The organism is Pseudomonas sp. URMO17WK12:I9 (assembly GCF_900230165.1).
In the GTDB taxonomy this organism is placed as follows: domain Bacteria; phylum Pseudomonadota; class Gammaproteobacteria; order Pseudomonadales; family Pseudomonadaceae; genus Aquipseudomonas; species Aquipseudomonas fulva.
In genome coordinates, this window is sequence record NZ_OCMQ01000001.1 from 153,316 (window position 1) to 169,014 (window position 15,699).

A 15,699-nucleotide genomic window follows, 5' to 3' on the forward strand; every position below is an offset into this window, starting at 1 on the left:
AGGCGACTTGCCGGTGATGGCCGGCAAGTCGGCCTGCAAGGCCTCACGCCTAGGGCGTCTCGACAGCCTTTTCCGTAGCCTTTGCTTCAGGCTTGGGCAGTGATGACAGAAACGCCATCACCAGCGCGGCCAGGTAGGGCAGCGACTGCACCAGGAGCATGGCGACCCAGAAGCGCATGTCCGAGCTCGGCAAGCCCTGCACCAGGTAAATTCCGGCTGCAGCGCCCCACAACAGCAGCATGATGAACAGTTCTTCCCGCGCTTCGGAAATCGCCACCAGCAAGCCATGGCTGTCGGCATTTTTCGGCGTGCGGAAGAACGGCATGCTGCTGGTGAAGAACCCGTACAGTACGGCCTTGGCGATGGTGTGCGACAACGCCAACCCGGCCAGCGCAGCGGCCAGTGCATCCTTGAGGTTGACCCCAACGGCGCGGCGATACAGGAACACGATCTTGCCGACCTTGAAGAAGAACAGCGCCAGCGGCGGGATGGCGAAGATCATCAGCGGCGGGTCCACCCGGTGCGGCACGATGATCATGGCGGCAGACCACAACAAGGCCCCCACCGTGAAGAAGATGTTCATGCCGTCGGCAATCCACGGCAGCCAGCCGGCCAGGAAGTGGTAACGCTGGCCGCGGGTCAATTCACTGCCTTTGCCGCGCAGCAGGGCAGCGGCGTGGTGCTTGATGATCTGGATGGCGCCATAGGCCCAGCGGAAGCGCTGTTTCTTGAAGTCGATGAAGGTGTCAGGCATCAAGCCCTTGCCATAGCTGTTGTGGGCGTAGGCCGCCGACAGGCCCTTCTCGAACACCCGCAGGCCAAGTTCGGCGTCTTCGCAGATGCACCACTCGGCCCAGCCCAGTTCGTCCAGCACGCTGCGCCGGGTCATGGTCATGGTGCCGTGCTGGATGATCGCATCGCGGTCGTTGCGGGTGACCATGCCAATGTGGAAGAAGCCCTTGTACTCGCTGTAGCACAGCTTCTTGAAGGCGCTCTCGTGCTGGTCGCGGTAGTCTTGCGGCGACTGCACCACGGCGATCTTCGGATCGGCGAAATGCGGCACCATGTGCTTGAGCCAGTTACGGTCGACGCAGTAGTCCGAGTCGATCACCGCGATCACTTCGGCATCCTTGGCCGTGTGCGGGAGCAGGTAGTTGAGCGCGCCGCCCTTGAAACCGGCCAGGGGTGCGACGTGGAAGAACCGGAAGCGCTCGCCGAGCTTTTCACAGTGGGCCTTGAGCGGCTCCCACACGGCCGGGTCCTTGGTGTTGTTGTCGATGACCAGCACTTCGTAGTCCGGATAATCCAGCGCGGCCAGGGCATCGAGGGTCTGTTTGACCATTTCCGGCGGTTCGTTGTAGCACGGCACATGCACCGACACTTTCGGTCGGTAGGCACTGTCGCCGTGCACCGGCAGGAATTCGCGCCGCCGCTTGTGCGTCCATACTGCCTCGGCCAGCTCATGGGCTTCGGTCAGCAGCACGATGAACACCCCCAGTGCGCCAAGGGCCAGGAGCACGCCTACCGTAAGGCTGAACCAGGTGCTGTACTGCTGGCTGTAGTCGTAGGCGATCCACACCAGCACCGATCCGCACAGGAACGTGATGAACGTCAGGAAGGTGCGCCCACGCTGGCGCAGGGCCGAGCCATCGATGAACAGCACCATCAGTGCAATCATCGCCAGCACCACCGAGGCCACTGCCAAGGCTCGCCATTGGGGAATGGCGACCACGGGGCCTTCGAAGTTGAATTTCTGCTGGCGTTCGGCGTTGAACACGCCCCAATAGGCCCCGACCGAGCCTTCATCGCTGGCTTTCCAGGGTTGGTCGTAGGCTTCGATCACAAAATAGTTGAAGCCGCGTCGGTTGAGCGTGTTGACCAGGGTGCGCAGGTAGATGGCCTGGTCGGCCTGGGTGGCATCGGCACCACCGCGCATCCGGCCATTGCTCGGCCAGCCCACTTCCGAAAGCAGCAGCGGCTTGCGGGGAAACTGGTGTTTCAGCTCCCGCGCACGGTCGAGGACGAACTCGACCGAGTCCTTCATGGGCACGAATTCCCAGTAGGGCAGGATGTGGGCGGCGATCAGGTCCACATGCTTGGCCAGTTGCGGGTTCTGTTTCCAGATGTGCCACTGCTCGCTGGTGGTCACCGGCACTTTCACGGCCGCGCGTACACGGTCCAGGTACTGGATGAGGTTTTCCGGCGTCACTTCCTCGCGGAACAAGGCTTCGTTGCCGACCACCACCCGTACCACGCTGCGCGAGGTGTTGGCCAGTTCGATGGCCGTGGCGATCTCGCGCTCGTTACGCTCAAGGTCCGGGCTGATCCAGATCCCCACCGTTACCCGCAGCCCGAATTCCTCGGCCAGCTTCGGGATGTGCGCCTGGGTGCCTTCGACGGTGTAGATACGGATGCTGTCGGTGAGCTTGCTCATCTGCTCCAGGTCCTGACGCATCTCGTTGTCGTCCGGGTACTGGCCCTTCTGCGGGCTTTCACCCAGGCGAAACGGCGAGTAGGAAAAGCCGGAGATTTGTTCGGGCCAGGCCGGTGCCGATACCGGGCGATTGATCAGCGCCCAGAAACCGGTGAACAGCGCCGCGATGGCCAGGACCACTACCAGGTTCAGGCCGAATTTACGTGAAGACATTGTCGTCCATAAGTGTCGAAGTGTTACGACATTAAAGCAGGGTTAAGGTGTCTTTCATAACCGTGCAGGGCATGGCCTGGCTGGCCTATAATGCGCGCCGGTTTTTTGGGGTATTGACATGAGCACAGAAGATCCACGTTTTGCAGGGGTGGCCCGGTTGTATGGCGACCAGGGCCTGCAGCGCCTGCAGCAGGCCCACGTGGGCATCGTCGGGATTGGCGGGGTGGGCTCGTGGGTGGCCGAAGCCTTGGCCCGCTCGGGGGTGGGTGAGATCACCCTGTTTGACCTGGATGATGTGTGCGTGAGCAATACCAACCGTCAGGCCCATGCGCTGGAAGGGCAGGTGGGCCGGCCCAAGGTCGAGGTGATGGCCGAGCGCCTGCGGGCCATCAACCCGGCGTGCAAGGTCCACGCGGTGGCCGATTTCGTCACCCGCGAGACCATGGCCGAGTACATCACCGAACAGTTCGACTACGTGGTGGACTGCATTGACAGCGTCATGGCCAAGGCAGCCCTGATAGCCTGGTGCCGGCGGCGCAAGATCGGCATCGTCACCACCGGTGGTGCAGGTGGCCAGATCGACCCGACCCAGATCCAGATCGCGGACTTGAACAAGACCTTCAACGACCCGCTGGCCTCAAGGGTGCGCTCGACCTTGCGCCGCGACTACAACTTCTCGCGCAATGTCAGCCGTAACTATGGCGTGCCCTGTGTGTTTTCCAGTGAACAGCTGCGTTATCCCAAGGGGGATGGCAGTGTGTGCCTGCAGAAGAGTTTCGTGGGCGAGGGCGTACGGCTGGACTGCTCCGGCGGCTTTGGCGCGGTGATGATGGTGACGTCCACGTTCGGCATGGTTGCCGCCAGCAAAGCCGTGGAGAAGCTGGTAGCGGGCGCCAGGCGGCCATCGGAGCGTGTCCGGCCGGAGTGAATGCGCGGTGGCATCAACGCCCAGAAGCCAGCACAGCCATTCGCTGCACCACGGCATGCAAGCCGTTGCTGCGTGAGGGTGACAGCTGGCGTTCAAGGCCCAGTTGCCCGAACCAGTCCTGCACGTCCAGCGCCAGCAGCGCCTCACCACTCAAGCCCTGCACCCTCACCAGCAGCAGCGCCAGCAGACCGCGCAGCAAGCGTGCATCGCTGCTGGCCTTGAATCGCCAGTGGCCGTCCACGGCATCGGCCACCAGCCAGACCAGGCTTTCGCACCCGTGAACGCGATTGGCTTCGGTCTTCTCGGCTTCAGTCAGCGGTTCCAGGCGGTCCCCCCACTGCATCAACAGCCGCGCGCGCTGCTCCCAGCCCTTGCTCTGCGCAAAGGCCTCCAGTGCCTGATCGGCTTGTGCTGGCAAGGTCATCGCAGCAACTCCAGCGCCTGGTCCAGCGCCTCGAAGAAGCGTTGCAGGTCGGCCTGGTCATTGTAGAGGCCCAGCGACACGCGGATCGCCCCGTCCAGGCCCAACCCCTGGAGTAGGGGCATCGCACAGTGATGGCCTGCCCGCACGGCAATGCCTTGTTCGGTGAGCAGGTGCGCGATATCGGCGTTGTGCACCCCTTCCACGACGAAGCTGGCCAACGCACACTGCGGCAGGCCTAGCAGGCGAATACCTTCGCGTTGCGTGAGGCCCTCGATCAGCCGGGCATGCAACCCGGCCTCGTGAGCCAGCACCGCCGCCGCGTCCAGGCTCGCCAGATAATCGAGCGTAGCGCCAAGGCCGATCACCCCGGCGATGGGCGGTGTGCCGGCTTCCAGGCCCAGCGGCGCCGGCCTGAAGCTCGCGCGCTGGTACTCGGCCAGTTGCACCATCTCTCCGCCGAACTGCCAATGGCGCAGCAGCCCCAGCGCCTGGTCGCGCCCGTACAAAACGCCCACCCCGTCCGGCCCGTACAGTTTGTGACTGGAGAACACATAGAAGTCGCACCCCAGTTGCTGCAGGTCCTGGCGCCCATGCACCACACCCTGGGCGCCGTCTACCACCGTCAGTGCACCCTGTGCGCGGGCATGGGCGAGCAGGGCCGGCAGCGGCTGCCAAGTGCCCAGCACGTTGGACAACTGGCTGACGGCGAGGACGCGGGTGCGTGGCCCGATCATCTGCAGCGCCCGCTCCAGGTCGATGAAACCGCGTGCATCGACCGGCAATATCACCAGGCGCAGGTTGCGTCGGTGTGCCAGCTGCTGCCACGGGAGCAGGTTGGCATGGTGTTCGAGGGCGCTGATGGCAATCTCGTCGCCGGCCTCGAAACGAGACTCCAGGCCGTAGGCCAGCAGGTTCAGCGCAGCCGTGGCGCCATGGGTGAACACGATCTGGCCGGTCTGTCCGACATTCAACCAGCGGGCGACCTTGTCGCGGCTGGCTTCGAAGGCCTGGGTTGCCCGCGCGCCAGGCAGGTGCTGGGCACGGTGGACATTGGCCGCGCCGCTGCCATAGTAATGGCCTAGAGCGTCGAGCAGCGCCTGGGGTTTCTGAGCGGTGGCGGCGCTGTCCAGGTAGGTCTGGTGCTGGCGTTGCAGGGCGTCGATGGCAGGAAAATCGGCACGCCAGGGGGAGGGCTGGAACATATTCGCGGGGCCTGGAATGAAAATCGGGTCTGGCGCTGAGGCGCCAGACCCGATCTTAACACTTCATACCCGGTGGGGTTTTCAGTTGTGTGCGTGCAAGGCTTCGTTCAGCTCGATGGCCGATTTGTGGGTCTTGCACTCCACGGCGCCATTGAGCGAGTTGCGGCGGAACAACAGGTCGGCCTGGCCCGCCAGGTCGCGTGCCTTGACGACCTTGACCAGTTCGTTGTGCTCGTCCAGCAGGTTCACCTTGGTCCCGGCGGTGATGTACAGGCCCGCTTCGACGGTATTGCGGTCGCCCAGTGGAATGCCGATACCGGCGTTGGCACCGATCAGGCAGCCTTCGCCGACCTTGATGACGATGTTGCCGCCGCCGGACAGGGTACCCATGGTCGAGCAGCCGCCACCGAGGTCCGACCCTTTGCCGACGAAGACACCGGCCGACACACGACCTTCGATCATGCCCGGGCCTTCGGTGCCGGCGTTAAAGTTGACGAAACCTTCGTGCATGATGGTGGTGCCTTCGCCAATGTAGGCGCCCAGGCGTACCCGTGCAGTGTCGGCGATGCGCACGCCGGCCGGGACCACGTAGTCGGTCATCTTCGGGAACTTGTCCACCGAGAACACTTCCAGCAGCTCGCCACGCAAGCGCGCTTCGAGTTGCAGCTCGGCGAGCTCGGCCAGGTCCACGGCGCCGATGTTGGTCCAGGCCACGTTTGGCAGCAGGGGGAAGATACCGGCCAGGCTCACGCCGTGCGGCTTGACCAGGCGGTGGGACAGCAGGTGCAGCTTGAGGTAGGCCTCGGGCGTGGAGGCCAGTGCGGCGTCTTCAGCCAGCAGGGTGGCCACCAGCGGCTTGTGGCTTTCTGCCAGACGCGTGAGCAGGGCGGCTTGTGCGGCATCGACGCTTCTGACGGCGTCGGCCAGTTGCGCGGCCTGGGCGTTGCTGAAGGTGATGGCCTGGTTGCCACCCTCATAGCCAAGGATTGGTGCGATGGCCGCGACCAGCTCGGGGCTCGGGTCGATCAGGGGCTGTGCGTAGAACACTTCCAGCCAGGCGCCCTGGCGGTTCTGGGAGCCGACACCAAAGGCCAGGCTGAACAGGGAATTGGACATGTGGTTACCTCTTGCTAAATAGGGTAGGGACTCAGGCCAGGGCGGCGGCGTACAGGTCGGGTTTGAAGCCCACCAGCGTGCGCGTACCCAGGTCGAGTACCGGGCGCTTGATCATCGAAGGCTGGGCCAGCATGAGCTCGACGGCCTTGGCCTGGTCGAGATCGGCTTTGCTGGCGTCGTCGAGCTTGCGGAACGTGGTGCCGGCGCGGTTGAGGAGGGTTTCCCAGCCGTGCTCGTCGCACCAGCGGTTCAGGCTGTCACGGTCGATGCCTTGAGTCTTGTAGTCATGGAATTCGTAGGCGATGGCCTGGTCGTCGAGCCAGGTGCGAGCCTTTTTCATGGTGTCGCAGGCTTTGATGCCGTAGAGCGTGTAGGTCATTGTGTGCATCGGGGATACGTGTCGCCCCAATCTCTCCATTTCCGAATGTCAGTCGCGCGATTATGCGATAACCCTCCGCACGGCGCCACGGGAGGTTGTCCTGAACGGGCAGCGGTTGCTTCTGCAAACGCGTGCTGCCTTCCTTCATGGGCGGGAACGTGCGTCCAATTGAGCGAAACCACCGGTCATTTCCCGATACCGGCTGAACCCTTGGGCGGTAGATGTATCTTCATGTTACACATTAGTTCGCCACCTGCGACCTTGGTGCAGCGGCCAGGCACGCTTGTCACCCGTTACCATGCTGATCCAGGTGTACGTTTTGTCCTCGGGTACGGGGCCGTTTGAAGAAGGAAGACCCACTGGATGCAGTCCGCCTATACCGTCCTTATCCTGCTGATGCTGGTCAGCGTGTCGAAATTGGTCGGCCGCCTGATTCCCCTGCCTCTGCCGCTGGTACAAATCGCAGCTGGCGCTTTGCTGGCCTGGCCGACACTGGGGCTGCATGTCGCCCTCGACCCCGAACTGTTTCTGTTTCTGTTCTTGCCGCCGCTGTTGTTCGCCGATGGCTGGCGCATTCCCAAACGCGCGTTGTGGCGCATTCGCGGCCCGGTGGTGGCCCTGGCGGTGGGCTTGGTGTTGTTCACCGTGGTCGGTGCGGGCTATTTCATCCACTGGTTGTTGCCGAGCATCCCGTTGCCGGTGGCATTCGCGCTGGCAGCCGTACTGTCGCCGACTGACGCGGTGGCCGTGTCGGCCATTACCCAGGACCGCCTGCCTACGCCGTTGATGCACATGCTCCAGGGTGAGGCCCTGATGAACGATGCCTCGGGCCTGGTTACCTTCAAGTTCGCCCTGGCTGCGGCCATCACCGGTGTCTTTTCACTGACCGATGCCAGCCTGAGCTTCGCACTGGTGGCGCTTGGCGGTCTGGCCGTGGGGGTGGCGCTGAGTTGGCTGGTCGGCCGCCTGCGTGCCTGGATGATCGGCCGCGGCTGGGACGACCCGGCCACCCATGTGGTGTTCATGCTGCTGCTGCCGTTCGCGGCCTATGTGCTGGCCGAGCGCCTCGGGGTGTCGGGCATCCTCTCGGCAGTGGCGGCCGGCATGATGCAGAGCTGGCTCGACCTGCTGCCACGCCAGACCAGCACCCGCCTGCTCAATCGTAGCGTGTGGTCGCTGCTGGAGTTCGCGTTCAATGGGCTGATCTTCCTGTTGTTGGGCTTGCAACTGCCCGACATCGTCAAGGCGGTGGTCAGCCATGAAACCACGCTGTGGCCGACCCTGGCCTGGCGCTGCCTGGACGTGGTCGCCATCTTCGCGGCGCTGATCGTGCTGCGGTTCATCTGGGTGCAGAGTATCTGGCGCCTGGTGGGGGTTCTGCGCCGTTGGCGCGGCAAGCCTGCGCTGGTGATGTTGCCCACCGCACGCTCGTGCTGGTTGCTCACGCTGGGCGGTGTGCGAGGGGCCGTCACCCTGGCGGGTGTGATGTCGATTCCGTTGCTGATGGGCGCGGACAAGGCGTTTCCAGAGCGCGATCTGCTGATCTTCATTGCCGCCGGTGTCATCCTGCTGTCGTTGATCGGTGCCTGTGTCGCACTGCCGCTTTTACTGCGCGGCGTGACCAAAAGCCCTGACGAGCGCATGCAGCAAGAGGTGCATGAAGCCTGGCGACGCACCGCTGAGGCCGCGATTCACGCCTTGGAGGCCGAGGAGGTGGTCGATGCCAACGCGCCGCAGGATGCCGCCCAGGCCACACTGGCTACAGAATTGAAGGCTCGGCTGATGGCTGAGTATCGCGACCAGCTGGACCGGCACAATGACAGTGAGGAGGCCAGGGCCTTGGCCGAGCAGATGGACCTGCTCGAGCGCCGCCTGCGCTTGCGTGCGCTGCGGGCCCAGCGCCTGGAGCTCTACAACCTGCACCGCCAGCACCTGCTCGGTGACGAGGTGGTGCGGCATGTGCTGGGCGACCTGGACATGAGCGAGGCTAACCTGGGCCAGATCAAGTGAACTGGCCCCGTCTTGCCTAAAAGGCTTCAGCGCGTGTGCAAGAACGCGCGAATACGCTCGGCCGCCTCGATGCATTCGGACAGCGGGGCAACCAGCGCCATGCGCACGCGTCCGGCGCCGGGGTTGACCCCGCCCACTTCACGGGACAGGTACGAGCCGGGTACCACGGTCACGTGCTCGGCCTCGAACAGATCGCGCGTGAAGTCGGCATCGCTACCCGGCACCTTGGCCCACAGGTAGAAGCTGCCGTCCGGGCGCTGCACATCCATGACCGGCTCGAGGATGGCCAGCACGGCGTCATACTTGGCGCGGTACTGGTCGCGGTTTGCGCGCACATGCGCCTCATCCTCCCAGGCGGCGATGCTGGCCAACTGTGTCTGCACCGGCATGGCGCAACCATGGTAGGTGCGGTACAGCAGAAACGGCTTGATGATGTCGGCATCGCCGGCCACGAAGCCCGAGCGCAGCCCCGGCAGGTTCGAACGCTTGGACAGGCTGTGGAACACCACGCAGCGCTTGAAGTCATTACGCCCCAGCTCCGCACAGGCCGACAACAGCCCCGGTGGCGGTGCATCCTCATCGAAATACAACTCGCTGTAGCATTCGTCGGCAGCGATCACGAAATCGTGCGCATCGGCCAGTGCGATCAGCTTTTTCAAGGTGTCCATGGGCACCAGGGCGCCGGTGGGGTTGCCGGGTGAGCACAGGAACAGGACCTGGCAACGGGCCCAGACGTGGTCGGGCACCGCGTCGAAGTCGGGGTTCAAGCCGTTGCTTTCCAGGCACGGCAGGTAGTACGGGGTGGCACCGGCCAACAGCGCAGCCCCTTCATAGATCTGGTAGAACGGGTTGGGGCTCAACACCAGGCCATCGGCACTACGGTCGACCACCGCCTGGGTAAAGGCGAACAGCGCTTCGCGGGTGCCGTTCACCGGCAGGATATGACGATCGGCATCCAGCCAGCCAGCAGGCACGCCAAAGCGGCGCTCGCACCACTGCCCGATGGCCTGGCGCAAGGCAGGCAGGCCCAGCGTGCTGGGGTATACCGCCAGCTTGTCGAGGTTGTCGGCCATCGCCTGGGCCACGAAGGGTGGCGAGGCGTGCTTGGGCTCGCCAATCGACAGGGCAATGGCGCGTTTGTCAGCAGCGGGCGTAACGCTGCCCAGCAGGGCACGAAGCTTTTCGAAAGGGTAGGGCTGAAGCTGGCTCAAGGCAGGGTTCATTGGCGCAAGGTCTCGTCAATCATGTCGTCAAAAGGTCACGCGGGCAGGGCTGGCGCTGGCCTGCCCTGCTTGCAGTTGTTGCACGATGGCTTCCTGCAGGCGGCTGCACAGTTGCGGGTCGGACAGGGGCTGGTTGTCGGCGTCGGTGATGAAGAACACGTCCTCCACACGCTCGCCCAGGGTGGCAATCTTGGCGTTCTGCAACGACAGGTCGAATTCCAGGAAGATGCGCCCCAGCCGCGCCAGCAGGCCCGGCCGGTCGGGCGCGGTGATTTCGAGAATGGTCACCGGGCGCTGGGCGTCGTTGAGGATGGTCACCTGCGGCGGGAAGTCGAAGTGCTTGAGTTGGCGCGGCACCCGACGCTGGATGATCGTGGGGTAGTCTTCGGGGTTGCGCAGCGCCTCGGTCAGGCCGTCGCGAATCTGCCTGACCCGTTGCGGGTTGTCGCCGATCGCACCGCCGTCGTTGTCCAGCACGATGTAGGTGTCCAGGGTGAACTGGCTGCTGGAGGTGATGATGCGGGCGTCGTGGATGTTCAGGTTCAGCTGCGACATGGCCGCCACCGTCACGGCGAAGAAATCGTGCTGGTCAGGGGCATAGATGAAGATCTGAGTCCCGCCTTCGAATTCGCGCTGGGTGGTTTCCTTGATCAGTACCAGCGGGCCACCGTCAGCCGGCTGTTGCAGGATGGCGTCGGTGTGCCAGGCCACGTCGGAGGCGGTGTGCTTGAGGAAGTAGTCATCCCCCAGCTGCGACCACAGCTGCTCCACGTCATCTGGGTCGGTGCCTTCGCGCACCAGCGTGTCCAATGCCGAGGACTGGGTCTGGCGAATCTGCTCCTCACGATCCAGCGGGTTTTCGAGCCCACGGCGCAGGGCACGCTTGGTCTCGGTGTACAACTGGCGCAACAGGCTGGCTCGCCATGAATTCCACAAGGTGGGGTTGGTGGCGTTGATGTCCGCCACCGTCAGCACATAGAGGTAGTCCAGCCGTGTTTCATCCCCCACGTGCAGGGCGAAGTCGTTGATCACCTGCGGATCGGACAAGTCCTTGCGCTGGGCGGTGGTGGACATGACCAGGTGGTTCTGCACCAGCCAGGCGATCAACCGGCTGTCCCAGGCTGGGAGCTGGTGGCGCTCGCAGAACTTGAGGGCATCGACCGCGCCGAGCTCGGAATGATCGCCCTGACGGCCTTTGCCGATGTCGTGGTAGAGACCGGCCAGGTAGATCAGCTCGGGCTTGGGCAAGCGGCCCATGAGCTTGCTGGCCAGCGGGAATTTCTCCGACACCGGTGTGTACTGCAGCTTGCGCAGGTGCTTGATCAGGTTGAGGGTATGGGCATCGACGGTATAGATGTGGAACAGGTCGTGCTGCATCTGCCCGACGATCAGCCCGAACTCCGGCAGGTAGCGCCCGAGGATGCCGTAGCGGTTCATGCGCCGCAGGTTGCGATGAATACCGATTTCACACTTGAACAGTTCGATGAACAGACTGGTGTTGCGAATATCGTTGCGGAAGGTGTCGTCGATCAGGTGCCGATGCTCGCGCAGCAGGCGTACCGTGTCGGCACGCACACCCTTGATGTCCGGGTGCTGGGCCATCAGCACGAATATTTCCAGCATGGCGAACGGCGTGCGCTTGAACACGTTCGGGCGCACGGCCTCGATGTAGCCGTCATGCAGGCGGAAGCGCGCATTGAGCGGTTGGGTGGTACCACTGTCGTCGTCGGCGAGAATGACTTCCTCGAAATGCTGGATGATCAGGTCGCACAACTGGCTGATGCTCATCACCACCCGGTAGTACTGCTGCATGAACTGCTCGATGGCACGCTTGGGGTTTTCGTCGCTGTAGCCCAGCAGGGCGGCAATGCTGCGCTGGTGGTCGAACAGCAGGCGATCCTCGGCACGGCCGGCGAGCATGTGCAGGGCGTAGCGCACCCGCCACAGGAAATCCTGGGAGGAGGCCAGGAGCGCATTCTCGCTTTCCAGTAGGAAGCCTTCGCCGGCCAGGGCATGCAGGTTCAGGGTACCGTACTGGCGGCGCGCCACCCACAGCACGGTCTGGATGTCGCGCAGCCCCCCAGGCGAGCCCTTGACGTTGGGCTCGAGGTTGTACTCGGTGTCGTTGTACTTGTGGTGGCGCGCCTGCAGCTCGGCGCGCTTGGCCAGGAAGAACTCGCGGCTCGGCCACATGTGCGCCGTGCTGGTGACCTCGAGCATGCGCTGGCGCAGGGCTTCCGGGCCGGCGATGGTGCGGCTTTCCATCATGTTGGTGATGATGGTGAGGTCGGCGCGGGCCTGTTCGGCACACTCATCGACGGTGCGCACGCTCTGGCCGACCTCCAGGCCGATGTCCCACAGCAGGGTCAGAAAGCGCTCGATGGCATCGCGATACCGTTCGTGCTCGGCCTCTCCCAGCAGGATAAGCAGGTCGATGTCCGAGTGCGGGTGAAGCTCACCGCGCCCGTAGCCGCCGACCGCCACCAGGGAAATGCCGCCCTGCTCGCCCCAGTCGAACTGGTTCCACGCCTGCTGCAGGACGTTGTCCACCAGCCAGGCCCGAGCTTGGATCAGCGGGCGGATGGCGTGGCCTGCGCGAAAGCGCTTGTCCAGCACCTCGCCCGCCTGGCGAATGGCCTTCTTGAAGGCGGGTATGGGGCTGGCCTTGAGGGCCAGTTCCGCCTGGAACTGACCACGGTCGAACAGTTCGGGGTCGAGCTGGAGCATGGGGTCAGGTTCCTGTCATCGAAGGCTGCTGGGGTGGCTCAGGCCGAGGTGCGGGCGATGGTGTCGTCCTTGCGCAGGGTGAAGATCTCGTACCCGGTCGCCGTGACCACCAGGGTATGCTCCCACTGCGCCGAGAGCTTGCGGTCCTTGGTGATCGCGGTCCAGCCATCGCCCAGCACCTTTGTGTCGGCCTTGCCCTGGTTGATCATCGGCTCGATGGTGAAGGTCATGCCTTCCTTGAGTTCCATGCCGGTGCCGGCGCGGCCGTAATGCAGGATCTGCGGCTCTTCGTGGAATACCTTGCCGATGCCATGGCCGCAGAACTCGCGCACCACCGAGAAACCGTTCTTCTCGGCATGCTTCTGGATGACTTCGCCGATGTCGCCCAGGCGACAGCCCGGCTTGACCAGTTCGATGGCCTTGTACAGGCATTCCTGGGTGACCTGGGACAGACGCTGGGCCCACACCGGCACGGTGCCGACGTGGAACATGCGGCTGGTGTCGCCGTGGTAGCCGTCCTTGATCACCGTGATGTCGATGTTCAGGGTATCGCCGTTTTTCAGGGGCTTGTCATTGGGGATGCCGTGACAGACCACGTGGTTGATCGACGTGCAGATCGACTTGGGGTAGCCCTTGTAGTTGAGCGGCGCCGGTATGGCCTGCTGGACGTTGACGATGTAGTCGTGGCACAGGCGGTCGAGCTCCTCGGTGGTGACACCGGGCTTGACGTGCTCCTCGATCATTTCCAGCACGTCGGCTGCCAGGCGGCCGGCGATGCGCATCTTCTCGATGTCTTCTGCAGTCTTGATGGTGACGGTCATTACAGGCTCTCTACTCGGCGCCGCAGGCGGCGCGTTCAAATCGGGAAAGGCGTCATTCTATCAGAGGTGCGGGCTCGTAGCGGCACGCGGCCCTTGCAAACACGCCACACCTGCACCGTCGCTGGTCGTGCGCTGGCGCACATGCCCTGCCGTCCGGCGGTTGGGGGGTGAGTTTCGTGTTTTGTTTGCGCGCAGCCTGTGGTATAACATGCGCCGCTTTCGGAGCCAGCTCCGTCTGCATCCAAACCCACACACGTGTCGACACGATGGCCTGGGTGCCCCGAGCTTCAGGGTTCGCGGGTTGGTCATTGGGATACGTGGAGGCCCAACCCGACTTATCAAGGAACTATCATGTCCCAAGTCAACATGCGCGATATGCTGAAGGCCGGTGTGCACTTCGGCCACCAGACCCGTTACTGGAACCCGAAAATGGGCAAGTACATTTTCGGTGCGCGCAACAAGATCCACATCGTCAACCTGGAAAAAACCCTGCCGATGTTCAACGACGCCCTGTCGTTCGTTGAGCGCCTGGCCCAGGGCAAGAACAAGATCCTGTTCGTCGGCACCAAGCGTTCCGCCGGCAAGATCGTCGCCGAGCAAGCTGCTCGTTGCGGTTCGCCGTACGTTGACCACCGTTGGTTGGGCGGCATGCTGACCAACTACAAGACCATCCGTGCTTCGATCAAGCGTCTGCGCGACCTGGAAACTCAGGCCGAAGATGGCACCTTTGCCAAGCTGACCAAGAAAGAAGCCCTGATGCGCTCCCGCGATCTGGAAAAACTGGACCGCAGCCTGGGCGGCATCAAGGACATGGGCGGTCTGCCTGACGCTCTGTTCGTCATCGACGTTGATCACGAGCGCATCGCGATCACCGAAGCCAACAAACTGGGTATCCCGGTCATTGGCGTTGTCGATACCAACAGCAGCCCGGAAGGTGTTGACTACATCATCCCAGGTAACGATGACGCCATTCGCGCTATCGAGCTGTACATGACTTCCATGGCTGACGCTGTCATCCGTGGCCGCAACAACGTTGCTGGCGGCACCGAAGTCTACGCTGAAGAAGCGGCTGCACCTGCTGCCGAGTAATAGACGCTAGCGTCGACTTGGCACGCGAAAAGGGGGCTATGCCCCCTTTTTGCCACCTTGAAATCCTGCTGTCGGCAGCCGTCCCTTTCATGGGCATGCAGGCACAGACAGCGGATTAGCAGAATTGAACGCCCGTCACAAACGGGTGGAATGGTTGAAAAACTTTCCAAGAGGATTTTGAAATGGCAGCAATTACTGCAGCGCTGGTCAAAGAACTGCGCGAGCGTACCGGCGAAGGCATGATGGATTGCAAGAAAGCCCTGGAAAAGGCTGACGGCGACATCGAAAAAGCCATTGACGACATGCGTGCCTCGGGCGCCATCAAGGCCGCCAAGAAGGCTGGCAACGTGGCTGCCGAAGGCGCTATCGCCGTCAAGACCGACGGCAAGGCCGCCGTACTGCTGGAAGTGAACTCGCAGACCGACTTCCTGGCCCTGCAAGACGACTTCAAGAACTTCGTCGCCGAAAGCCTGGAAGAAGCCTTCGCCCAGAAGCTGACCGACGCCGCTCCGCTGATCGCCTCGCGTGAAGCTGCCCGTGAAGCCCTGGTCGCCAAGTGCGGCGAAAACGTCAACATCCGCCGCCTGGTACGTGTGGAAGGCGACGTGGTCGGCGCCTACCTGCACGGCAACAAGATCGGTGCTGTCGTTGTCCTGAAAGGCGGTGACGTCGAGCTGGCCAAGAACATCGCCATGCACGTTGCAGCGTCCAACCCCGAGTTCCTGGACTCGTCGGAAATCTCCGCCGAAGCCATCGAGCGCGAGAAGGGTGTCTTCCTGCAGCTGAACGCCGACAAGATCGCCGGCAAGCCGGAAAACATCGTTGAAAACATGATCAACGGCCGTATCACCAAGTTCAAGGCTGAAGCCTCGCTCAAAGAGCAGGCGTTCGTCATGAACCCGGAAGTCAAGGTCGGCGAGCTGGCCAAGAAAGCCGGTGCTGAAATCGTTTCCTTCACCTACTTCAAGGTTGGCGAAGGCATCGAGAAGCCAGTCGACGACTTCGCTGCCGAAGTTGCCGCACAGGTTGCTGCTGCCAAGCAGTAAGACAGCCCCGTCTGTCGCCCCAAAGAGGCTGCCCGCTCACGCGCGCAGCCTCTTTGTCAAAGCGGCGAGGCGTTTACACGACGCTGC

12 protein-coding genes are annotated in these 15,699 nt (G+C 63.2%); 4 read left to right on the top strand and 8 right to left on the bottom strand.

Annotated features, from left to right (window positions below; translation table 11 throughout):
- Positions 1-49: 49 nt before the first annotated feature.
- Positions 50-2,647: a glycosyltransferase gene (locus CRP40_RS00655; RefSeq protein WP_027913862.1), complete on the bottom strand. Its 2,598-nt coding sequence runs from the start codon at positions 2,645-2,647 to the stop codon at positions 50-52.
- A gap of 118 nt (positions 2,648-2,765) precedes the next feature.
- Here CRP40_RS00655 and tcdA point away from each other — a divergent pair, with 118 nt between their 5' ends.
- Positions 2,766-3,575, top strand: coding sequence for a tRNA cyclic N6-threonylcarbamoyladenosine(37) synthase TcdA (gene tcdA / locus CRP40_RS00660; RefSeq protein WP_033694928.1), 810 nt, complete (start codon positions 2,766-2,768; stop codon positions 3,573-3,575).
- Between the two features lie 13 nt (positions 3,576-3,588).
- Here the strand turns inward: tcdA and CRP40_RS00665 are convergent, their stop codons facing one another.
- The 4 genes from CRP40_RS00665 to CRP40_RS00680 form a co-directional block, all read right to left on the bottom strand.
- Positions 3,589-3,999: a SufE family protein gene (locus CRP40_RS00665; protein ID WP_027913864.1), complete on the bottom strand. Its 411-nt coding sequence runs from the start codon at positions 3,997-3,999 to the stop codon at positions 3,589-3,591.
- Positions 3,996-5,201 carry a cysteine desulfurase gene (locus tag CRP40_RS00670; protein WP_027913865.1) on the bottom strand — a complete coding sequence of 402 codons (1,206 nt, stop codon included), beginning with the start codon at positions 5,199-5,201 and terminating at the stop codon, positions 3,996-3,998. The genes CRP40_RS00665 and CRP40_RS00670 overlap by 4 nt, the downstream gene beginning before the upstream one ends.
- Before the next feature lie 81 nt (positions 5,202-5,282).
- Positions 5,283-6,317: a 2,3,4,5-tetrahydropyridine-2,6-dicarboxylate N-succinyltransferase gene (dapD, locus tag CRP40_RS00675; RefSeq protein ID WP_027913866.1), complete on the bottom strand. Its 1,035-nt coding sequence runs from the start codon at positions 6,315-6,317 to the stop codon at positions 5,283-5,285.
- 31 nt (positions 6,318-6,348) lie between these two features.
- Entirely contained in the window at positions 6,349-6,696 is a 348-nt protein-coding gene (locus tag CRP40_RS00680) for an ArsC family reductase (RefSeq protein ID WP_027913867.1), read from the bottom strand.
- A gap of 363 nt (positions 6,697-7,059) precedes the next feature.
- Between CRP40_RS00680 and CRP40_RS00685 the strand changes: the two genes are divergently transcribed.
- Entirely contained in the window at positions 7,060-8,706 is a 1,647-nt protein-coding gene (locus CRP40_RS00685) for a Na+/H+ antiporter (protein WP_027913868.1), read from the top strand.
- 26 nt (positions 8,707-8,732) lie between these two features.
- On the opposite strand, the gene dapC is transcribed toward CRP40_RS00685, so the two are convergent.
- The 3 genes from dapC to map are packed head-to-tail and all read right to left on the bottom strand — an operon-like array spanning position 8,733 to position 13,477.
- Positions 8,733-9,929 (bottom strand): succinyldiaminopimelate transaminase, encoded by a 1,197-nt coding sequence (dapC, locus tag CRP40_RS00690; RefSeq protein ID WP_027913869.1) that lies wholly within the window; start codon positions 9,927-9,929, stop codon positions 8,733-8,735.
- A gap of 27 nt (positions 9,930-9,956) precedes the next feature.
- The gene (locus CRP40_RS00695) at positions 9,957-12,656 is read right to left on the bottom strand and encodes a [protein-PII] uridylyltransferase (protein ID WP_027913870.1); all 2,700 of its coding nucleotides are present in this window, start codon (positions 12,654-12,656) and stop codon (positions 9,957-9,959) included.
- Positions 12,657-12,694: 38 nt separating this feature from the next.
- Complete coding sequence (gene map / locus CRP40_RS00700; RefSeq protein ID WP_027913871.1) at positions 12,695-13,477, bottom strand: type I methionyl aminopeptidase; 783 nt, start codon at positions 13,475-13,477, stop codon at positions 12,695-12,697.
- 351 nt (positions 13,478-13,828) lie between these two features.
- Here map and rpsB point away from each other — a divergent pair, with 351 nt between their 5' ends.
- Together rpsB and tsf are read left to right on the top strand one after the other, a co-directional pair.
- Positions 13,829-14,566 carry a 30S ribosomal protein S2 gene (gene rpsB / locus CRP40_RS00705; RefSeq protein WP_003252287.1) on the top strand — a complete coding sequence of 246 codons (738 nt, stop codon included), beginning with the start codon at positions 13,829-13,831 and terminating at the stop codon, positions 14,564-14,566.
- Between the two features lie 182 nt (positions 14,567-14,748).
- Positions 14,749-15,612, top strand: a complete 864-nt coding sequence (gene tsf, locus CRP40_RS00710; protein WP_023534066.1) for a translation elongation factor Ts — start codon at positions 14,749-14,751, stop codon at positions 15,610-15,612.
- Positions 15,613-15,699: the final 87 nt, after the last annotated feature.